Annotated in this window: 17 protein-coding genes, 1 tRNA gene, 3 pseudogenes and 1 CRISPR repeat array; of the genes and pseudogenes, 11 read left to right on the forward strand and 10 right to left on the reverse strand. The window is 68.1% G+C overall.

Annotated features, from left to right (window positions below; genetic code table 11):
- The first annotated feature begins 289 nt into the window (after nt 1–289).
- Both AMK10_RS35440 and AMK10_RS35445 read left to right on the forward strand, forming a co-directional pair.
- A tRNA-Ala gene (locus AMK10_RS35440) sits at nt 290–363 on the forward strand.
- Between the two features lie 458 nt (nt 364–821).
- Nucleotides 822–1277, forward strand: coding sequence for a hypothetical protein (locus AMK10_RS35445; RefSeq protein WP_073753677.1), 456 nt, complete (start codon nt 822–824; stop codon nt 1275–1277).
- 378 nt (nt 1278–1655) lie between these two features.
- Here the strand turns inward: AMK10_RS35445 and AMK10_RS35455 are convergent, their stop codons facing one another.
- Nucleotides 1656–1985 (reverse strand): DUF6233 domain-containing protein, encoded by a 330-nt coding sequence (locus AMK10_RS35455; RefSeq protein WP_073753681.1) that lies wholly within the window; start codon nt 1983–1985, stop codon nt 1656–1658.
- A 5-nt stretch (nt 1986–1990) separates the two neighbouring features.
- Nucleotides 1991–2344, reverse strand: a complete 354-nt coding sequence (locus tag AMK10_RS35460; protein WP_073753683.1) for a hypothetical protein — start codon at nt 2342–2344, stop codon at nt 1991–1993.
- A gap of 232 nt (nt 2345–2576) precedes the next feature.
- Nucleotides 2577–2850: a CRISPR direct-repeat array (repeat unit 29 nt; unit sequence GTGCTCCCCGCGCACGCGGGGATGGCCCC).
- 886 nt (nt 2851–3736) lie between these two features.
- Here AMK10_RS35460 and AMK10_RS35465 point away from each other — a divergent pair.
- Nucleotides 3737–4561, forward strand: a complete 825-nt coding sequence (locus AMK10_RS35465) for an MBL fold metallo-hydrolase (protein ID WP_073753685.1) — start codon at nt 3737–3739, stop codon at nt 4559–4561.
- 188 nt (nt 4562–4749) lie between these two features.
- Here AMK10_RS35465 and AMK10_RS35470 read toward each other — a convergent pair whose 3' ends face one another.
- Together AMK10_RS35470 and AMK10_RS35475 are read right to left on the reverse strand one after the other, a co-directional pair.
- Nucleotides 4750–5277 (reverse strand): GNAT family N-acetyltransferase, encoded by a 528-nt coding sequence (locus AMK10_RS35470; RefSeq protein ID WP_079181007.1) that lies wholly within the window; start codon nt 5275–5277, stop codon nt 4750–4752.
- Nucleotides 5274–6260: an XRE family transcriptional regulator gene (locus tag AMK10_RS35475; RefSeq protein ID WP_241839798.1), complete on the reverse strand. Its 987-nt coding sequence runs from the start codon at nt 6258–6260 to the stop codon at nt 5274–5276. The genes AMK10_RS35470 and AMK10_RS35475 overlap by 4 nt, the downstream gene beginning before the upstream one ends.
- A 496-nt stretch (nt 6261–6756) precedes the next feature.
- Between AMK10_RS35475 and AMK10_RS35480 the strand changes: the two genes are divergently transcribed.
- The 4 genes from AMK10_RS35480 (at nt 6757) to AMK10_RS35500 (ending at nt 10034) form a co-directional block, all read left to right on the forward strand.
- Nucleotides 6757–7236 carry an ATP-binding protein gene (locus tag AMK10_RS35480; protein WP_143195007.1) on the forward strand — a complete coding sequence of 160 codons (480 nt, stop codon included), beginning with the start codon at nt 6757–6759 and terminating at the stop codon, nt 7234–7236.
- 219 nt (nt 7237–7455) lie between these two features.
- The gene (locus AMK10_RS35485; RefSeq protein ID WP_241839799.1) at nt 7456–8133 is read left to right on the forward strand and encodes a hypothetical protein; all 678 of its coding nucleotides are present in this window, start codon (nt 7456–7458) and stop codon (nt 8131–8133) included.
- Nucleotides 8134–8472: 339 nt separating this feature from the next.
- Nucleotides 8473–8919, forward strand: a complete 447-nt coding sequence (locus AMK10_RS35495) for an NUDIX hydrolase (RefSeq protein WP_073753697.1) — start codon at nt 8473–8475, stop codon at nt 8917–8919.
- A gap of 263 nt (nt 8920–9182) precedes the next feature.
- Nucleotides 9183–10034, forward strand: a complete 852-nt coding sequence (locus tag AMK10_RS35500) for an arylamine N-acetyltransferase family protein (RefSeq protein ID WP_073753699.1) — start codon at nt 9183–9185, stop codon at nt 10032–10034.
- Between the two features lie 187 nt (nt 10035–10221).
- On the opposite strand, the gene AMK10_RS35505 is transcribed toward AMK10_RS35500, so the two are convergent.
- The gene (locus AMK10_RS35505) at nt 10222–10962 is read right to left on the reverse strand and encodes an MBL fold metallo-hydrolase (protein WP_198959864.1); all 741 of its coding nucleotides are present in this window, start codon (nt 10960–10962) and stop codon (nt 10222–10224) included.
- A gap of 268 nt (nt 10963–11230) precedes the next feature.
- Between AMK10_RS35505 and AMK10_RS35510 the strand changes: the two genes are divergently transcribed.
- Complete coding sequence (locus tag AMK10_RS35510; RefSeq protein WP_073753703.1) at nt 11231–11803, forward strand: MerR family transcriptional regulator; 573 nt, start codon at nt 11231–11233, stop codon at nt 11801–11803.
- Here the strand turns inward: AMK10_RS35510 and AMK10_RS38830 are convergent.
- Both AMK10_RS38830 and AMK10_RS35525 read right to left on the reverse strand, forming a co-directional pair.
- Nucleotides 11791–12105 (reverse strand): annotated as a pseudogene (locus AMK10_RS38830) (transposase); the annotation flags it as partial. The gene AMK10_RS35510 and the pseudogene AMK10_RS38830 overlap by 13 nt on opposite strands.
- 205 nt (nt 12106–12310) lie before the next feature.
- Nucleotides 12311–13135, reverse strand: a complete 825-nt coding sequence (locus AMK10_RS35525) for an NAD(P)H-binding protein (protein ID WP_073753705.1) — start codon at nt 13133–13135, stop codon at nt 12311–12313.
- Between the two features lie 82 nt (nt 13136–13217).
- Here AMK10_RS35525 and AMK10_RS35530 point away from each other — a divergent pair, with 82 nt between their 5' ends.
- Nucleotides 13218–14192 (forward strand): helix-turn-helix transcriptional regulator, encoded by a 975-nt coding sequence (locus AMK10_RS35530; RefSeq protein WP_073753707.1) that lies wholly within the window; start codon nt 13218–13220, stop codon nt 14190–14192.
- 24 nt (nt 14193–14216) lie between these two features.
- On the opposite strand, the gene AMK10_RS35535 is transcribed toward AMK10_RS35530, so the two are convergent.
- Nucleotides 14217–14486 (reverse strand): hypothetical protein, encoded by a 270-nt coding sequence (locus tag AMK10_RS35535; protein ID WP_073753709.1) that lies wholly within the window; start codon nt 14484–14486, stop codon nt 14217–14219.
- A 271-nt stretch (nt 14487–14757) separates the two neighbouring features.
- Between AMK10_RS35535 and AMK10_RS35540 the strand changes: the two genes are divergently transcribed.
- Nucleotides 14758–15852, forward strand: a complete 1095-nt coding sequence (locus AMK10_RS35540; RefSeq protein ID WP_073753711.1) for a winged helix DNA-binding domain-containing protein — start codon at nt 14758–14760, stop codon at nt 15850–15852.
- 117 nt (nt 15853–15969) lie between these two features.
- Here AMK10_RS35540 and AMK10_RS35545 read toward each other — a convergent pair whose 3' ends face one another.
- The gene (locus AMK10_RS35545) at nt 15970–16443 is read right to left on the reverse strand and encodes an FAD-dependent monooxygenase (protein ID WP_241839800.1); all 474 of its coding nucleotides are present in this window, start codon (nt 16441–16443) and stop codon (nt 15970–15972) included.
- A gap of 111 nt (nt 16444–16554) precedes the next feature.
- Nucleotides 16555–17661, reverse strand: a pseudogene (locus AMK10_RS35550) (MFS transporter); the annotation flags it as partial.
- On the opposite strand from AMK10_RS35550, the pseudogene AMK10_RS35555 reads away from it, so the two are divergent.
- Nucleotides 17660–17917 (forward strand): annotated as a pseudogene (locus AMK10_RS35555) (hypothetical protein); the annotation flags it as partial. The pseudogenes AMK10_RS35550 and AMK10_RS35555 sit on opposite strands and share 2 nt — an antisense overlap.
- Between the last annotated feature and the right edge of the window lie 48 nt (nt 17918–17965).

Here is a 17965-nt window from a genome sequence, read left to right on the forward strand (position 1 = left end):
GGAAGGGGTGGCAGTAGCGCGAGGCGGGGTTCGTCGTTGTCTCGGGCATGATCCTTGTGAGTGATGACAGAGATGGTCTGATGTTTGCTCAGTTGACGGGTGCCTACTGGTTGGACGATGACGATGACGATGACGAAGACCAGAGCGCCGAGCGGCCTTCGCCGGCTGGCTGCATAGGTGGAAACCGGATCTGGCACAACTTCTGTGAAGCCGTCACGGCGAGTGGTCCGTCGGACCTGAAATGTTCGTATCGGCGGAGTGCTGGGGCTCATATGATCCCTGGCAGGACAGGGCTCGTAGCGCAGTGGTCGTCGCGCCTTCACCGCATGTGGGAGGACGCCGGTTCGAATCCGGCCAGCCCTGTCCTGCCTCTTCTCCGGAAATCTGCTTCGACGTCTGAAAGACGTTCCACCTGTTGCTCGGAGTGCTCAGTCACAGAAGTTGTGCCAGAGCCCCCTTGAGGGCGAACCAATGCCAGGACTCACCGACATTCGCTCTCCGCTCTCACCTACGCAGCCAGGCGCTTGGCGACCCAGCCGTGGTCATGTGGGAGGCGCCGCAGCGCACAGCTACGAACCTGTCTGAGCCCTGTAGCGTCCCGTTCAAGGCACGTTCTATCCGGTGCCCTCGGAGGCGGGCTGGTACTCGGCTACTCGACCGGCTGGCTCTGTTCACGAGAACGTTCTCGTGAACAGAGCCACGACGGGGAATTGCAGGATTCTGCAACGTCGCTCGCGACCTTCTGCGATGATCCGGTCGCGACGCACCGGCGGCACACCCGTCGCCACGTGCGTGACATGTCCCTGCTATCTGGAGAGTCCATGAGCAAGAGGAAGACGATATATACGGTCCTCGGGACCGCTATGGCGTTCGCGGCGTCCGTCATGACCGCACCGCCAGCGGCGGCCGCCTACCCGGTAGATGTCCAGTGCTGGGGCGAGAAGGTGAAGCGCTGTGTACGCCTGGACCTCAGCGGTGGGGTCAACGCGGTCGCGAGCATCACGGACACACAGTCCGACAGCGAGAACTACGACGTCTCAGTCTCGAGCGTCTCGCTCGTCCAGAGGTGGACCGACGTGTTCTCTGTGATCGGCAGCGCCACCGGGGAGGCCGGATGGCAAGTCGAGTGGGACCGCGCCGTGACAGGCAACACCTCCTGCTACAGCGGAGCCACCTTCCAGGTCGCGGCCACCTTCCGCTGGCGGCTGGCGGGGACCACTGGGGACTTTGCGGGCTCCCCCGAAGATCGGTGGTCCGCCACCTACACGTGCCCGTGACGCGTCGATAGTACGACGCGGACGACTGCTGAGGTTGAACTCGCGACCAGGTGTTCTTCTGCCTCCCCCGGCGGGTGAGCGGAGCGGTTACCCGCCGGGGGATCTTTGGTGCGCCTGAGAACTTGTTTTCGATCCTGGTGCGCCATGCTGGCCCCATGACGAGTAAGGGGTGGGCCGTAGCAGCCATGGCCTGGGGCGTGATGGCGGTGCTGTTCGTGGGGGTAACCCTCTGGGCGGGAGCTCTGGGAACCGTCCGGCTGGAGTCCTAAGCCACTCACCGGGCGTCGGGCTCGATAGTGATCATGACGGGACGTGTCCACTCTTGGCTACGTGCCCGCAGCTCCACCCCGAGGGGCAACCTGCGCCGGATGTCGCAGCTCACTCCAGCCCGGTCTGCGGATTGCAGATCTGGCACGTCTCGATGTCGGGCTCGGCCAGGGCGATGACCGCTTCCTCGCGGCTGATGAACCCGAAGTCGTTCTTGTACAGCGTGCAGTTCCCGCGGTGCAGCAGCGCGCTCTCGCTGGAGCGCTGAGGCTGGATCTTCCATGACTGCTCAGCTCGTGCCTGCTTCCGCCTGCGTTTGTCCTGCTGCTCCTGGGCCTCGAGCTCGCGGACCTTCTGGTCCGCGCACCGCAGCTGCCACGCGAGGTACTCCCGCGTGGCCCGCCACTTCTCGAGCCGGGATATCCCACCGGATTCCGACACCGGACTCAGGCCGCCTCGGCCGCCGCCGGCTGTTCATGGGCGTGCTGGAGAACCATCCGGCCTTCCACGACATCGCCCCGCTCCAGCGTCGCCCAGAACGGGTGGGTCGCCACCTGGGTACTCAGCTCGAGGAGCTCGGCCCGGAACCGCGCGACCTTCTGGCGCTGCTCGTCGGTGTAGCCGGGGCTGTCGGGCTTGGCGGACCGGTACCCGCTGTGCAGCTGCTTGTCACCTTCCCAGCCGGGCATCGGCTCGGCCGACCACGGCAGGGTCCGGGCGTACCGCTCGTAGGCGGCGCGGGTCTGGTGGAGGGCGAGCTGGGCGTCGCACAGGTCCTGGGGGAAGGTGTAGGTCGGCACGCCAAAATAATACGTCTGTTCGAATTACGTGTGCGAGTCCAACGCCGCCGACCGGCTCGCGTTCCATCCGATCGGCCCACCGCGCGCCGGCGTCGTGGGCCGCGGCTGTCCTCGCGTGGTAGCGCCGATGCATCCTTGAGGTGGCTTCTGGGTTGGAATGTGAGCTTTGCCGGAATCGATGAAAGTTATGCAGAACGGCGCTCGCGGGTGACAAACTCGCAGTTCAGCGAGAGTGCTCCCCGCGCACGCGGGGATGGCCCCGGAACGCGCGGCTAGCTGCCGACGCGAACGGAGTGCTCCCCGCGCACGCGGGGATGGCCCCAAGGCGGGCGAGCTCAGCGGGTCAACTGGCGTGTGCTCCCCGCGCACGCGGGGATGGCCCCGACACCAGGCGGTCGGCAACGATCACGAGCTCGTGCTCCCCGCGCACGCGGGGATGGTCCCACGACGGCGCTCTCCATACACATCAGCCCGGCGTGCTCCCCGCGCCCGCGGGGATGGCCCCATGCAGCGCATCATCATCGCGGGTGCCAAGCAGTGCTCCCTGCCTCCGCAGGGATGGTCCCAAGGACAAGATGCTGCTGGCCGTCCATATGCGGTGCTCCCCGCCCCTGCGGGGATGGTCCTCGGAGGTGTAGTGGTGCTGCCGTCACGTGCTCCCCGTGCTTGCGGGGATGGCTCCTCACCGAACCGAAGCGTCGGGGTGAACCGCTGCTGTTCCCCGTGCCGCGGGCTGCCCCCGGAGCCGTTCGGCATGGCCAGGCGCTCCTCGCTGAAGCCGAACTCGCCCCCCACCCCGTCGTGCAGGTCGTCCAGCGAGCCGTCCCCCGCCTCGGTGGAGATGGCAAGGGCACGTTGCGCCCAGGACATGTCCCCGAGGGGGCCCGTACGCGCGGGCCTCGATGGCTGCGAGGCGACGGCGGGCGACGTCGCCGAGTCCGGGCAGCATGGCGGCCCGCCGGGCGTACTGCGCCGCGTCGGCGGGGCGGCCGGAGAAGTAGGAGATGTAGGCGAGTGTGCCGTCGTGTAGGCGCGCAGCGGCTCGAACCGTGCGGTCTCGCTGTACAGAGCGGCCGACCGCGCGAGGCGTGTGGCGCCGTCGAACGAGCCCCGAGCCCAGATCGAACACAGCCGTGGCGAGAACGGCGCATGCCTGCCCGGCAAGGAGGAGGTCATCACCTGACACGGCCTCAACATTGAAGAAGCAGCAGCCTCCGTGGACGGGCTCGTCGTAGGAGTCGTCATCACACACCCCCGGCCGGTTGCGTTGATGTGCGTCAGTCCCTCTGGCAGGGTGACGCTGCACACCGGGCAGTGAGTTCGATCTTGAGCAGGACCAACGACCCAGCGCCGGTCAGGACGCGGCTGCGGACATCAAGCGGGGAGGGCCCCATGCTGAAGCAGGTCGCCGAAGGCGTGCTGATCCACCGGAGTGAGTTGCTCGAGAACAACACCGTTGTCGTGCATGGCCGGGACGGCGTGCTACTCGTAGACGCCGGGATCACCAGTGCCGAAATGACCTGCTTGGCGAAAGACCTTCGTGGGCTGGGCCGGCCCGTGGTGGCGGGCTTCTCGACGCATCCTGACTGGGATCACGTGCTCTGGCACGCCGAACTCGGTGAAGCGCCTCGTTACGGCACAGCCCGCTGTGCGGCTGTTATGCAGGATGTGTTCTCGAACGCGGACTGGAAGGTCGGCGTCGCCGAGGGGCTGCCGCCGGAAATCGCCGAGGACACACCACTGGACTTGTACGGCCTTATCACTGGATTGCCTGCTGAAACCGCGCAGCTTCCCTGGCACGGCCCCAAGGTGCGGATCATTGAGCATCCGGCGCATGCCCCGGGCCATGCGGCCCTGCTGATCGAAGAACGCCGAGTTCTCATCGCCGGCGACATGCTCTCCGATGTCTTCGTTCCCATGCTCGACGACAGCGACAACCCGATTGAGGACTACCTCGTCGGGCTGGGGCTTCTTGAGGGCGTAGCGGACGACGTCGATGTCCTCATCCCCGGACATGGGTCCGTCGCCAGGAATGATGAGGTACGCGCAAGAATCAAACTGGATCGAGCGTACGTGGAGGACCTACGTGACGCCCGGGTTTCCAGCGACCCACGGGTCGTATCACCCAAGCCCGGCTGGGAGTGGGCAAGCGGCATTCACGAAGCGCAGGCCCGAAACCTCGCCCGAGGAAGTGAGCGCGAAGGGACGCCCGACTAGAGAGCTGCTTCCGCCACAAGGCGACCGTGAGATGTCCTCTTTCGGGTAACGATGAGGGCACCGCGACGCTTGAGTGGTGGGCCAACCGATCGACAGGTACGGGCAGGCTCCGTGCGCAGGTCGCGGTCCGTACCGCCGGAGACATCTGGACGTCCGGAGCGACGCTCGGATCTCCCCTGGGGGGGCGTTCAGGGATGCAGCCTCTTCACCATCACGGCGTACACCGGTGAGTCGGCGAACGGCTGCTGCTCGCCCGCCTTCTTGTAGCCCCACGTCTCGTACAGTTCCTGGACTCTTGGGTGGGTCACGTCGACCAGGAGCACGGCGAGGTCTTCGTTCCGCTCCTTCAGCAGGGCTTCGTGCAGACGATCCGAGATGCCCTGCTTCCGCCACTGCGGGCGCACCATGACCTCGGAAACGGCATAGGTCGCGGTGTGGCCGTTGTCCGGCTCGAAGGTGGTGGAGCGCCACCATTCGCGGCCCGATTGCTGCGGGGCACCGTAGGCGAAGCCGGTCGGCTCGTCGCCGTCGAAGGCGACGACGCAGGTGAAGCCGTTCATCTCCGACCAGTGGTCCACGAACCAGGGGAACCGCTGGTGGAACTCGTCACCCATGGCATCGGCGTAGGCGTCGGCGTGCACATCGATCAGCATCTGCCTGAAGCTGTCCGGAAGGCTTCCATGGCCGTAGTGCTGCAGGTCGATCACCGTGGTCACGCTCGACTCCATTCATCTCGCATACGGTCTGCCCAGTCGCGGGCGTACGTCGTGGACGGCGCAAGCCGGAACAGGTCTCGGTGGAAGTCTCCGATCAGAGTCCGCATCCGTCCAGGCAGTGGGGCCCCATCCATGATCGTGAAGACGGAGGACGCGGTTCTCGTGGCCTGTTCCGGATCTCCTTGACGGAGCTGGGCCGTCGCGAGCTGGCATGTGGCCAGGGCGCGGTTGCGCTGGAACTCTGCCGGGATCTTGGCCAGGGCCCGATGCGCCATGGCCTCCGCCTCGGCCGACTCCCCGTTGCGGTTGAGGATGACGGCTGCCAGGTGACTGAGTTCGGCCGGTCCGTAGAACGCCGTCCATCGCGGACGCTCGGCCTCGGTCGCCTTCTGGAGGGTGTCCTGTGCCGCGTCCAGGGCGCGTTTGGCGGCCCGCAGGTCACCCAATGAGGAGTGGGCCAGGGCGAGACGGACCCGTCCCATGGAGCCGAACAGCGGGTCCCTGCGGGCGGCCGGGGAAGCGTTGGCGGCCTGCGCTGCCGCGAGCTGCTCCGGCCAGTTCTTCCGCTGGTAGGCGAGCATGGCCATGTTGATCCATACGCGCATTCCCGTGGCCGGGTCCTGAGAGAGGCCGGCGAAGGTCGCGGACTCGTGCAGGTATCTCTGGGCGGTGTCGAGGTCGTGCAGGTCGATGCAGGACCAGGCCGCGACGGTGGTGTACTCGGCCGCGAGTGCGTAGAGGGCACGGCGTACGCGCTCGCCGGCGTTGCGTCGCTGCAGTTCCAGGACCTCGGCGCGGCCTTCGAGGGCCGCGGTCGCCAGGGTTCTGTGCCCGCCCTCGCGGTCGTCCCTCTCGACGAGCAGATTCATGCCGGCTGCGGCGCGGGACACGTCCGTCATACCCACCGACCGGCGCTGTTTGCCCACGGGGACGACAGCGGCCGCCGCTCCGGTGGTGGAAGCGATGAAGTCGCGACGCCGCACGGGGCCCTCCGGGGGGTGCTGCATGGAGCTGGGTGCGCTGAACCCCAGGTCCGCCACGGGGCAGCCGAACACACGCTCAAGTGCTGCGCAAGTGCGGCCGATCGGGCGACGGCTCGACCCGTTGAGCAGGTTACGGACCGTACGCGACGAGATCTCCCCTGGACGGCCGGTGATCTCCTGTAGCGCCCCGTTGAGTCGTGCAGCCAACTCCTCCTGCGTGAAGCCCAGTTGATTGAGACGACCCTGGAGGATGAGATTCGCTCCCATGCACCGAAAGTAATGCCATCGTCACCCTCGCCACCAGATCGCAGGTAATGCGGACGTAAAGTCTTCCGGTTGGTCGGTCCACACGGACTCGGGACTCTGCCTGTTCTCACCCGTCCGCGACTCGTTGACTGGTTGTCAGCTGCCGGGCCGGGTCCGGTACGGCGGCGTCGAAGGGAACCCGGCCCTGGCCCCGTACAGGGCCGGGTTCCCCAGCCGGAGGGAGGACATCGTGACCGTGATCGCCGAAAGGCCGGGGCTGCCGAGGCCTTCTCGTCTTCAGCCGGCTGCCGACGCGGCCCCCGTGCTGGCGGAGTGGTCGGGCAAGCTGCCCACAGCCCGCCTGAACGCGGAAGCTGCCGCAGCTCAAAGCGCACGCGTGCGCTGCAACCTGTGGCTCACGGCCTTTCAGTGGCCGGAGCCCGTGGAGCACGCCACCGTCATCGTGCACGAGCTGGTGCGCAATGCCGTTCTGCACGGGTCCGGCACGCGGCACAAGGACGTCACGCTCAGGTTCGCACTCACCCAGGCCGGCGCTCTGCTCATCGAGGTCACGGACGGGCTCCACACGTTCCCCGGCTTCGACGTCGCGGGGACCACCCTCGGTGGACTCGCTCGGGTACGTCGTCGCGCGGCCGGGCTCACGTGGTTCCCGACGGTCGACGGCAAGACCGTGCAGGCCCGGCTCCTCGCCCATGAGGTGCGGCCATGAACCCCGGTCCCGGTCACGAGTACCGCCGTGTCCGGACGGCCTCGTGACCGGCCGCCGCCGGGGGCACGCAGATCGCCCCATGTCCCGGGGCCGGCGCCCTTGCTTCCACCGATACGGCACGGCACGACTCCCTGGACCACCGGAGCGTCTTTCCCGAACCGCCGGATCAGCATTCCGCAGCGTCCCGACCGAGACATGCCCAGAGAGACGATTTGCCCCGTGCGCCCGACAACTCAGCAGGCCGTCATCCCCTACGTCACGCAGAGAGCGGGAGAAGAGGCAGCACCGGACAACCTGGTGCTGCGCCCCTCGAACGTCAGTCGCGGCCGCGGTCACTACCGCCTGTTCTACGCGGACGAAGAGCCGATGGACCGCGACCTCCGGCAGGCCCTGTGGGCGCGGGTGTCCTTCAACCCGTACGACCAGCGGCAGCACCCCACAGGAGACCCGGAGTGGAGCCTCATGCACCCCTTCCGGCAGCGGGTGACGATGGAACGGTTGCGGTGCCAGGTCTGCACAGCCTCCGCGACCACTCCTCTGGGACTCATCTTCCTCGCCGGCGCCCATGACTACGAGCGCAAGGAGCCACCGCTCCTCACGAACCAGCCCCCGGTGTGCCCGAAGCACGTCCGGACTGCCGCCGCGCTCTGCCCTCACCTGCGGAAGGACCCTGTCGTCCTCCTTGCATCGAGCGCGCCCATGTACGGAGTCCTCGGCACGGTGTACGGCCTCGTCGACGGCTCGGTCCAGGTCGTGGCACAGCCGCCGGAGCCTCTTCCCTACGGACATCCGAACCTGCCCACGCTCCTCGCATCGCAGCTCGTCCGCCGACTGGCCCGATACAGCGTCCTCACCGTGAGCGAGTTGACCCGGAGACTGGGGGAACTGCCGACGTAGGCCGCCGTCCAGCGACCTTACGGTTCCGGGCCGGCCGATGGACAGCTCCCGCATTCGACGTGGACGGACGCTCGAACTGGCTCTCCCGGGGCGCACAAACCCCGCCGACTCACCTCGACCGAATGTTCTGAAGGGCACCCATGTCCCGACGCCTGTGCCAAGTGGCAGTGTTCCTGACTGCCATTGTCCTGATCGTCACCGCCGCCGGATGGTGACGTGCACAGCTCGACCGCACATCTGCGGAGCTCCCCCATGCCTGTCCTGACGACCGATCACCGTGATCCCCGATTGGCCGATAGCGTCGGCTGCTTCACCGCAGTCGACACCATCTCAGGGACCATGACACCGGAACCACTCGCAGAGCCCGTCATCGACACCCACGTCCTCCTGCGCGCGGGCGACAAGCTGCTGTTCTCCCAGCGCGGCGGCCCCTACGGCTACGGCCGCTGGCACATGCCCTCCGGCAAGCTCGACCAGGGCGAGCCCCTGCGAGCCGGGGCCGCCCGCGAGCTGCTGGAGGAGACCGGCGTGACGGTTGACCCGGCACACCTGCGGATGGTGCAGGTGGTGCACCACCGGCAGAGCGCCGAAGTCGAACGGATCGGCTTCTTCTTCGAAGCCACCCGGTGGAGCGGGGAGCCCGTCAACAGGGAACCCGAGAAGTGCCTGGGCCTGGAGTGGTTCAGCGTGCACGAGCTGCCCGAGGACATCATCGAATACCCGGAGAAGGGGCTCCTCGCCTACCTGGAGGGCGACGGGGCACTCACGGAGCACGGGTGGGAGTAGCCGGTCCTGGCAGGCTGCATCAGGCGGAGTTCCGGGCCATCTCTGCCCGGCTCGAGGGCAGTGAGCCTCCGTCAATTTGAAGTCGCAGGTCAAAGGGCTGGTGTGACCGGCTCTCGGGATGTTCGCGCTGGTCGTGGGCAATAGTCTGCGGAGTGGATCATCAGGAGCCGTACGAGCTGATCGAGGAACCACGATCTGGTGCTCCAGCAGGATTTCGGGTACAGACGATTAGGCTGATCATCCGTTCGAGCGGTGGGGGGAACATGATCGACGTCGACGGGTATCTGGCCGTGCTGGGGGTGCCTCGGCCGACGGCCCCGACCGCCGAGGCGCTGTGGGCGCTGCATCGGGCGCAGGTGGAGCGGGTCGCCTACGAGACCCTCGACAACCAACTAGGACGGCCGACGGGCATCGGCGCCGCGGAATCCGTGGCCCGGATCCTGCGCGGGCGTGGCGGCTACTGCTTCCACCTCAACGGGGCCTTCGGCGCGTTGCTGACGGCCCTCGGCTACGACGTGACTCTGCACCGGGCCGGGGTGCAGGGCGAGGTCGAGGACCCCCAGGGCCCGGGCGGCGACCATCTCGCGCTCACCGTGGGGCTCGACGGCGAGCGGTGGCTGGTCGACACCGGGCTCGCCGGCGGAATGTACGAGCCACTGCCGTTGCGCGAAGGCACCTACACCCAGGGGCCGTTTACCTACGCGATGGCCCCGTCGGTGGTGGTGCCCGGCGGCTGGCGGTTCACCCATGACCCCCGGGGTGCGTTTACGGCTATGGTCTTCGCGCCGATGCCTGTGGAGCTGTCCTCCTTTGCCGCGGAGCACCGCCGGCTGTCGACTTCTCCCGAGTCCGGGTTCGTCCGGGTTCTCCAGGCCCAGCTCCGCGACGCCAAGGGCGTGGACATGCTGCGCGGCTGTGTGCTGCGCCGGATCGATGCCGAAGGCACGTACGAGCGGACCATCGATTCGGCCGACGACTGGTACGACGTTCTGGCCGAAGTGTTCCACCTGATCCTGACCGACGTGGACGCCCCTGCGCGGGCGGCGCTGTGGCACCGCGTCCACACCGCGCACCAGGAGTGGGAGGCCGCGGGGCAGGGTGCAACAGCGCTCTGACGGGGTGGTCGGCTCGCCGGTTCCTGCCCGCGATGGTTGGGCGGTCTTCTGCGATCGGGTGCGTGTTGGATCCCGAGCTGCTGGAACGGATCACCGGGTGGCGCGTCCACGGGGCGTGAGGACCGGGATCGGATCGGCCTGTGTGCCGGACGGCAGCCTGTGTGTCCGCAGGAGTCCCTCTGAGTGATCAGGTCGGCAGTTGCTGGGCCGCGCGGTGGTCGTGCGTCGGGATGATCGTGACTCGGTCCTTGACGGCGTGCAGGCGGTGCAGTGTCCGGAAGGTCTCGTGCCGGTCTTCGTCGGCGAGCTTGCCGGGGTAGCCGGCCTTTTGCCGGATGAGGTCGATCTGGTGGGTGTGCCAGGCAGCGTCGCCGGCGAGCAGCACCCAGCCCGCTGCCGTGTGCGCCAGAACTCCAATGCTGCCGGGGGTGTGTCCCGCGAGGTCGACGAGCACGACGGAGCCGTCGCCGAAGAGGTCGTGGCTGGCGGTGAAAGTGAGGATCGGCGGGCCGTCCAGTTCGTACTGGGCAATGTTCCGGCCGCGCAGGGCCTCGCGGACGCCGCCCACGGGTGCGATCGGGCCTTGCGTGACCCAGTCGTGTTCGCGTCGGTGCAGATGTACCGGCAGTCCGGGAAGGTCGAGGAGTCCGCATACGTGGTCCCAGTGCGTGTGCGTCGGCAGCGCGAAATCCAGGCCGGAACCCGACCGCTCACGCAGTGCGGTAATGGTGGCGACGGTGTCCGCCGGGGGACGCACCGCGACCCGCAGGAACGTCGGCAGTTCCGCAACGGCGCGGCTGTCGACATCCAGGCAGACACCCGGATCCACGATGAACGTCGTTTCCGGGTGGGTGATCACGAACGACAGCAGCGAATTCGCGATGCGCCGCGGTTGCCGCAGCCCCTCCACGATCAGCGCGGTGGGCACCGACCGTGGTACCTGTCTCAGTGCGGACACGGTGACCGACACCGCCGTGTCCGGTAGCCCTGCGTCGGTCAAGCTGCGCAGAAACCGCTGGTCGCGGCGTCGGGGGCGAACAAGTCCCGTGGCCAGGCTTGCGACCGCGCCACAGCATGCGGCCGGCGTCGGTGATCTCACAGCGTCGGACATGACAGCCCTGTCCCTCTCGCGATCGGGTGGTGGGTTCGATGACGGGACGGTATAACTTCAGGCCGACCTGAAGTAAAGGAGCGTCATGTCCGCAGTGGAGCTGAAGATCGGCGGTGCGGCCGCCCTGCTCGGGGTGGCCACCCATGTCCTGCGGCACTGGGAGGACATCGGACTGCTCACCCCGCGCCGGCTGCCCTCCGGGCATCGTGTCTACGACGACCAGACCGTCGGCCGGGCCCGCCTCATCCAGATCAGCCAGCGGGCCGGGCTGTCACTCGCCGAAATCGGTGAACTTGCCGCGAGGGAACGGGCCGACCGCATCGGCCTGGTCAACGCGAAGCGCGCCCGGATCGCCGAACACATCACGAACCTCGAACTGGCCGACCGGTTCCTGGCCCACCTGGTGCACTGCGTACACCCGGTCATCTCCGACTGTCCGGAGTGTTCCGCCCTGGCGGAGCGGGGCGCGCGGTCAGCGGTCACCGGAGTTGCGGCGGATCGTGTCGCGATGGACCGGCTCCAGCCCCGGCCCGACGCATCGGGGGGAGACCCTCCGGCTCCTCGCCGAGCGGGCGGACCGCAAGTCGTTCCAGACGAGGCCCACATCCGCAGCCGGTTGCAGACGCCCCGCCAGTTGCCGTACTTCTCCGGGACGTGATTCCACTGCGATCCCGTCTGGGACTTGCAGGCGGTCGCGTCGATCACTTCTCGGTGATCCCGCCACCGGCCACCCCGCCGCGGTGTCCGATCTGGAAGTAACGGCTCGATTCGCGCCCACTGCGCGTCAGCCAACCGCACACACGAGCAACAACTGGCGGGGCTGGTCGGAACGGCGTTGCTGTCAGGCGGTCGGCCCAGCGTGGAGTCGCCGCGCGTCCCGCACAAGCGTGTACGAAGCGCTGAGGAAGACCACGGCCCCGGCCACGAGCCAGAGAACCGAGGCCCCAGAGCGGTACTCACGCACGCCCGCAACGACGGGCATCACGCTGGCAAGGACGCCGAAGGACGAGATCAAAGCGCTGATGCGGTGAGTCACATGGACATCATTGATGACAACCTCCACGAGCGGAACTGATCCAAACGAACCGGCCTGGCCTCCGGCCGTGCTCGAACGGCCGGAGCCGGGCGGGTGAGGACCCGCCCGGCTCCGGCGGGCGCCGCTCGGTCAGGCGTTGAACGCCGCGGCGTTCTCACCCACCCACTGGGCGAAGGTGCGCGCGGGCTTGCCCGTCACCTTCTCCACCGTGGGCAGTACGGTGTAACCGGCCTCCGGCGGGTTCGTCCGCATCATCAGGAAGAACTCGATGTCATCCTCCGGGTAGCCGGTCCGGCGCCACTGCTCGACGATCTCGTCCCTGGACAGTTCGATGTAGCGGACCTCGCGGCCCAGCGTCTCTGCGATCGTGCGCACCTTCTCCGCGGGTGTCAGCGCCTGTGGGCCGGTGAGCCAGTACTCCTGCTCCGCGTGCCCGTCGGCGGTCAGCGCGACCGCCGCGACGGCGGCGATGTCCGCCTCGTGCACCATGGCGCTCCTGACCTCGGCGAACGCCTCACGGACAACACCCTCGGTCTTCACCGACTCGGCCCACTCCAGGGCATTGGACATGAACTCCACCGGCGAGAGGTATGTCCACTCCAGGTCGCTGGCCTCGATGGCCTGCTCCAGCGGGCTCTTCCCCGTGTCGCCCTTGAGCACGGTCACCTTGCGTACGCCGGCCTTCTGCGCCAGGTCGACGATCTCCTCGCCATTGGTCAGCGCCGAGTAGTCCTCGCCGTTGAAGCTGATGAGATGCGCGGCGGTCACTCCGTCGAAGGCCTTGGCCAGGCTGGCGGTATCCGCGAGGTTGCCGACGAACGCCTCCGTCCCGGCCGGGAAGTCGGCCTTCTGCGGATTGCGGGTGAGGGCACGGACCTGCTGCCCGGAGGCAACGAACTGCTCGACGAGGGGGCGTCCGACGTTGCCTGTGGCGCCGGCGACAAGAATGGTCATGGAATGCTCCTTCCGTCCTGATGCCGACGCTAGGAGCATTCGCGGTCAACTTCCGTCCGCGTTCGGTGCGAAACTTTTCGCCATGTTGGAGACCTCGGCCCGGCTGCTTCGTCTGCTCGGGTTGCTACAGACACAAAGGGACTGGTCGGGCACGGAGCTGTCCGACCGTCTCGGCGTGAGCCCGCGGACGGTACGCCGCGATGTGGGGAAACTGCGGACGCTGGGCTATCCGATCAATGCGATCGGCGGCGTCGGCGGCGGCTACCAACTGGGCGCCGGCGCTTCACTGCCGCCGTTGCTGCTGGACGATGAGGAGGCGATCGCCGTGGCGGTCGGGCTGCGTACGGCGGCCGGAGGCGCAGTCACGGGCATCGCCGAGACGTCCGTACGAGCCCTGGCGAAGCTGGACCAGGTGCTGCCGTCGCGGCTGCGCCATCAGGTCAACACGCTCAGCGCGGCCCTGGTGACGATGCCTATGCCCGGCCGTACCGTCGATCCCTCCACTCTGAGCGCGATCGCCTCGGCGGTGCGCGACCGCGAACGGCTGCGGTTCGACTACCAGTCATACGACGGCTCGCAGAGCGTACGTGACGTGGAGCCGTACCGGATGGTCCTTGACGCGCGGCGGTGGTACCTCTTCGCCTGGGACACACAGAGGTCTGACTGGCGCAGGTTCCGGGTCGACCGGCTGAAGATCCGCACTCCCACCGGCCCCAGGTTCAGCCCGAGAGCGCTGCCTGCCGAGGATCTGGCCAGCTACTTCGCACTGGGGCGGAACACCGCCCGGTTCCGCTACCGGGCGGTGCTCACCATGCATGGATCGGCGATGGAGGTGGCCGACGAGGTTCCGTCCACGCTCGCAGGGGTGGAACCCATCGACGACGAGACATGCCTGCTGCGGATCGGCTCGGACAGTTTGGACCACCTGGCCGTGTGGGTGGCCGCGTTCGGTTTCGACTTCGTGGTGCACGAACCGCCCGAGCTGGTGGAGCACCTCCGAACGCTGACCACACGCCTCCGGCGGGCGGCCTGGCCGGAGGGTGACGACTGCCCCTGAGGTCTGCCCCCCCCACCGGCCCGGTTACTGGCTGATGGCCTTCTTGTACCGGTGGACGGCCAGCGGTACGAAGATCGAGAGAATGAGGGCCACCCACACTCCTTCATCACCCGCGTCCCGCGAGCTCGCGTCGTCACCCTGACAGTTCCGGTCGGAGCGCTCCACACCGTAGGACCGGTCGCTGCCGGCTTGTGTCCCCGATTGCTGGGTCACCGCGAAGAGGGAACACCCGGTCGCTTCGTCGTAGGCCTGCTCCTGGAACGGCACGAACGGGTGATGGGCGTCCTTGAACACCTGCGGAGCGAAGGCCAGGGAACCGGCGACCTTGAGTTCTCGCGACTCCGGCTCCTTTCACTCGTCTGCCGGGCATCGACGACCGTGCGCCGGTCGTCGTGCTTCGGACCCGGTGCTCGGGGCAGCGGCCGGGTCGTCCGACCGTCGCTGCAAGCCGCAGCGAGGTGTGCGGTCCGCGGCGCATTCGCCCGTGATCGCGGTCAGTAGCTGACCGCGACGGGGAGTAGCTTGGGCCCCTCGCGGGGCGCCGTGCCCCAGGTGAAGGGACACCATGGCAGTGCTACTCACCCGCCGGAGCCTCAACCGGGCGACACTGGAACGACAACTTCTTCTGCGCCGCACGGACTTGGCCGCTCCGGCCGTGACCGAGCAGGTGGCCGGACTGCAGGCACAGGACCCCGACCCGCCGTACATCGGGCTGTGGAGCAGGATCACGGATTTCCATCTCGACGATCTCACCAAGCTGCTGAACGACCGGACGGTCGTACGGGCGACACTGTTCCGCGGCACCCAGCACCTGGTCACGGCGGAGGACTATCTGTGGCTGCGGCCTCTGCTGCAGCCGATGCTGGACCGCTGGCAAAAGGGTGCCTTCGGCAGATCCACCACCGGGCTGGACCTCCCCGAACTCGCCGCCGCCGCCCGGGCGGTGCTCGGCGCGTCCACGCTCACCAGGCCCGAACTGGGCCGGGCCCTGGTGGAGCGATGGCCCGGACGGGACCCGGTCGCGCTGGCCAGGTCGGTGCAGGGGCTGCTGCCTGTGGTGCATCCACCGCCGGACGGCACGTGGGGGCGGCGCGGTACGACGCCGTTCATCCTTGCCGACCAGTGGCTCGGGCGTCCGTCGGCCACCGATCCCTCGCCGCGTGAGCTGGTCCGGCGCTACCTCGCGGCCTTCGGTCCCGCCACGGTGAAAGATATCCAGGCGTGGAGCGGCATGACGCGGCTGCGCGAAGTGGTCGAGGCTCTGCAGCCGGAGTTGCGCGTGTTCCGGGGGGAGGCGGGCGAGGAACTGTTCGACCTCCCCGAGGCGCCACGACCCGACCCGGACACAACCGCGGCCGTCCGGTTCCTTGCCGCGCTGGACAACGTGGTGCTCGGCCATGCCGACCGGACACGGATGATGACGGACTCCCAGCGCAGGCACATCATCGTCGAGGCGGCGGTGATCGTGGACGGCTTCGTCCGAGGTCTGTGGGCAATCGAGCGGGACAAGGGCTCGGCGGTGCTGGCCGTGAAGCTCTTCTCGCCCTTGAGCGCGAACGAAGAGGAAGCGGTGACCGATGAGGGTGCCCGCCTGCTGCGGTTCGCCGCCGAGGGCGCCGACCACTACGACATTCGGTACCGCCCGGTCGACACGCCCTGACTGTGTCGCACGGGCGGCCGCCAAGCCCCGCCAGCAGCGGGCCGCCGGCACGGCGACGGCCTGCACCACGCGGTCCAGGTCGTCGCCCATATGCACAATCTCGCCCTCAGCAGCCGATCAGATCAGGGCGGGAGGCGCTTTGACCTGCACACTCCCCGACTTGTGCAACACGCTCATCCACTCCTTCCCCGTGTCCGACAGTTGTGTGATCTCATCCCCGAACAGGTACTCGGTGTGCGGGTGGGTGGCCTCGTAGAGGATGCGTGACAGGTCGGCACGGAGGATCTCCAGGTCGGCGATCGGGCCCTGGCCGCCGAACGCGCCGCTGGTGAAGGCGGCTTTGGTTCGGTTCGCCGCGTCGACGAAACGGATGCCTTCTTCGCGGGTGGCATGGGCCCGCAGGGTGCGTTCCAGGCCCATCTTGCGGGCGACGTCCCACCCGGCACCGCGCAGGTCCACGGTCTGTCCGCCCTCCCGCGGGGCGGGGGCACGCTCGACGAGGGTGGCCTGCATTCCGTGCCGGTCGAGCCAGTGGGCCAGGGCCGGACCGGCGATGCCGGCTCCCGCGATCAGCACGTTCCGGTGTGTCATGACGCTCCTTTTCGGCTTCCTCGTCATCCCTCGCCTCGGGCGGCGGTCCCGGTGCGGCCTGTTCGGGCCGGCCCGGGGCCCGCGTGTCGTGCGCGGTCCCCGGGCCGGGGCTCAGATGGCGAGGTGCTGCTTGGTGCTGGAGTCTTCGGCAGCCGTCTCGGGGGTGATGCCGTGCTGCTCGTCTTCGGGGCGGCCCTTTTTGGGCAGCAGGAAGGTGATCGCCAAGAAGACCACCAGCAGGCATGCCTGGACGATCAGGGCCCGGTGGAAGCCGCCGGTGAAGTCGCCTGACTTGGCCTGGGCGAAGAACACCGAGCCGAAGACCGCGACGCCGATGGAGCCGCCGACCGCCTGAACCGCCGACAGGACCCCGGAGGCGGAGCCGATCTCGCCGTCGTCGACCGCAGCCAGGATGAAGCTGAACAGGGCGGCGATCACCATGCCGGCGCCGATGCCCGCCACTGTCGTGCCCGGGACGATGTCCCAGATCGAGAACGAGGCGGCGTCGAGGCCGTCGAGCTCGAACCACAGCACGGCCGCGCCGGCCAGCTGGACCAGCGGTCCGATCTGGAGCACCTTGCGGCCGATCCTGTCGGCGAGGAGTGCGCCGCTGATGGCGCCGCCGATCGCGGTTCCCACCGCGAGGGGCAGGTTGCCCAGTCCCGCCTCACCGGCGGTGAAGTGCTGGCCGATCTGGAGGAACAGGGTCAGCACGAGCTGGGTGCCGATGAGCCCGCCGAAGAACAGGGCGATGCCTCCGAGGCCGACGGTGAAGGCGGGCTTGCGCAGCAGACCCGGGGTCACCAGCGGCTCGCGGCCCGCGGCTGCCGTGCGGCGCTGCTGGAGGGCGAAGAGGGCGAACCCGATTGCCGAGGCGGCCATGGACAGCCACGTCCACAGCGGCCAGCCGTTCTCCTGGCCCTGGTTGAGCGGCAGCACCAGCAGGGCGCAGGACGCCACGACCAGGGCGGCGCCGGTCATGTCGACCCGGACCGTGCGGTCGCCCGCCTTCTTCGGCACGAATTTCGCGGCGACGATCAGTGCCGTGATGCCGATGGGCAGGTTGATCAGGAAGACCGAGCGCCAGCCCAGGCCGAAGAAGTCGCCCTCGATGAGGAAGCCGCCCAGGACCGGGCCGATGATGCCGCCCAGGCCGAGGACGGGGCCGAAGATCGCGAAGACCTTGGTGAGCTCGGGGCCGGAGAAGTTCTCGCGCACCGTCACGGGCGCCCTGACCCGCGCCAACTGGGAGACCTACAAGTACGGGGGCTACACCAAGCAGCCGGTGAAGCTCCAGTTCAAGAAGAAGGGCACCAGCACCTACAAGACCCTCAGGACCGTCACAACGGACGGCAAGGGAAACCTGAGGACGACGGCGACGGCGACGGCGGACGGCTACTTCCGCTACTCCTTCGCAGGCACGTCCACCACCCCGGCGGTCGCCTCCGTGGCGGACTACGTCGACGTGAAGTAACCCTCGGGAGGGTCGTCGATCCTCCAGCAAGCGCAGAAGGCTCAGGCC

Source organism: Streptomyces sp. CB02058 (assembly GCF_001905505.1).
Taxonomy (GTDB): domain Bacteria; phylum Actinomycetota; class Actinomycetes; order Streptomycetales; family Streptomycetaceae; genus Streptomyces.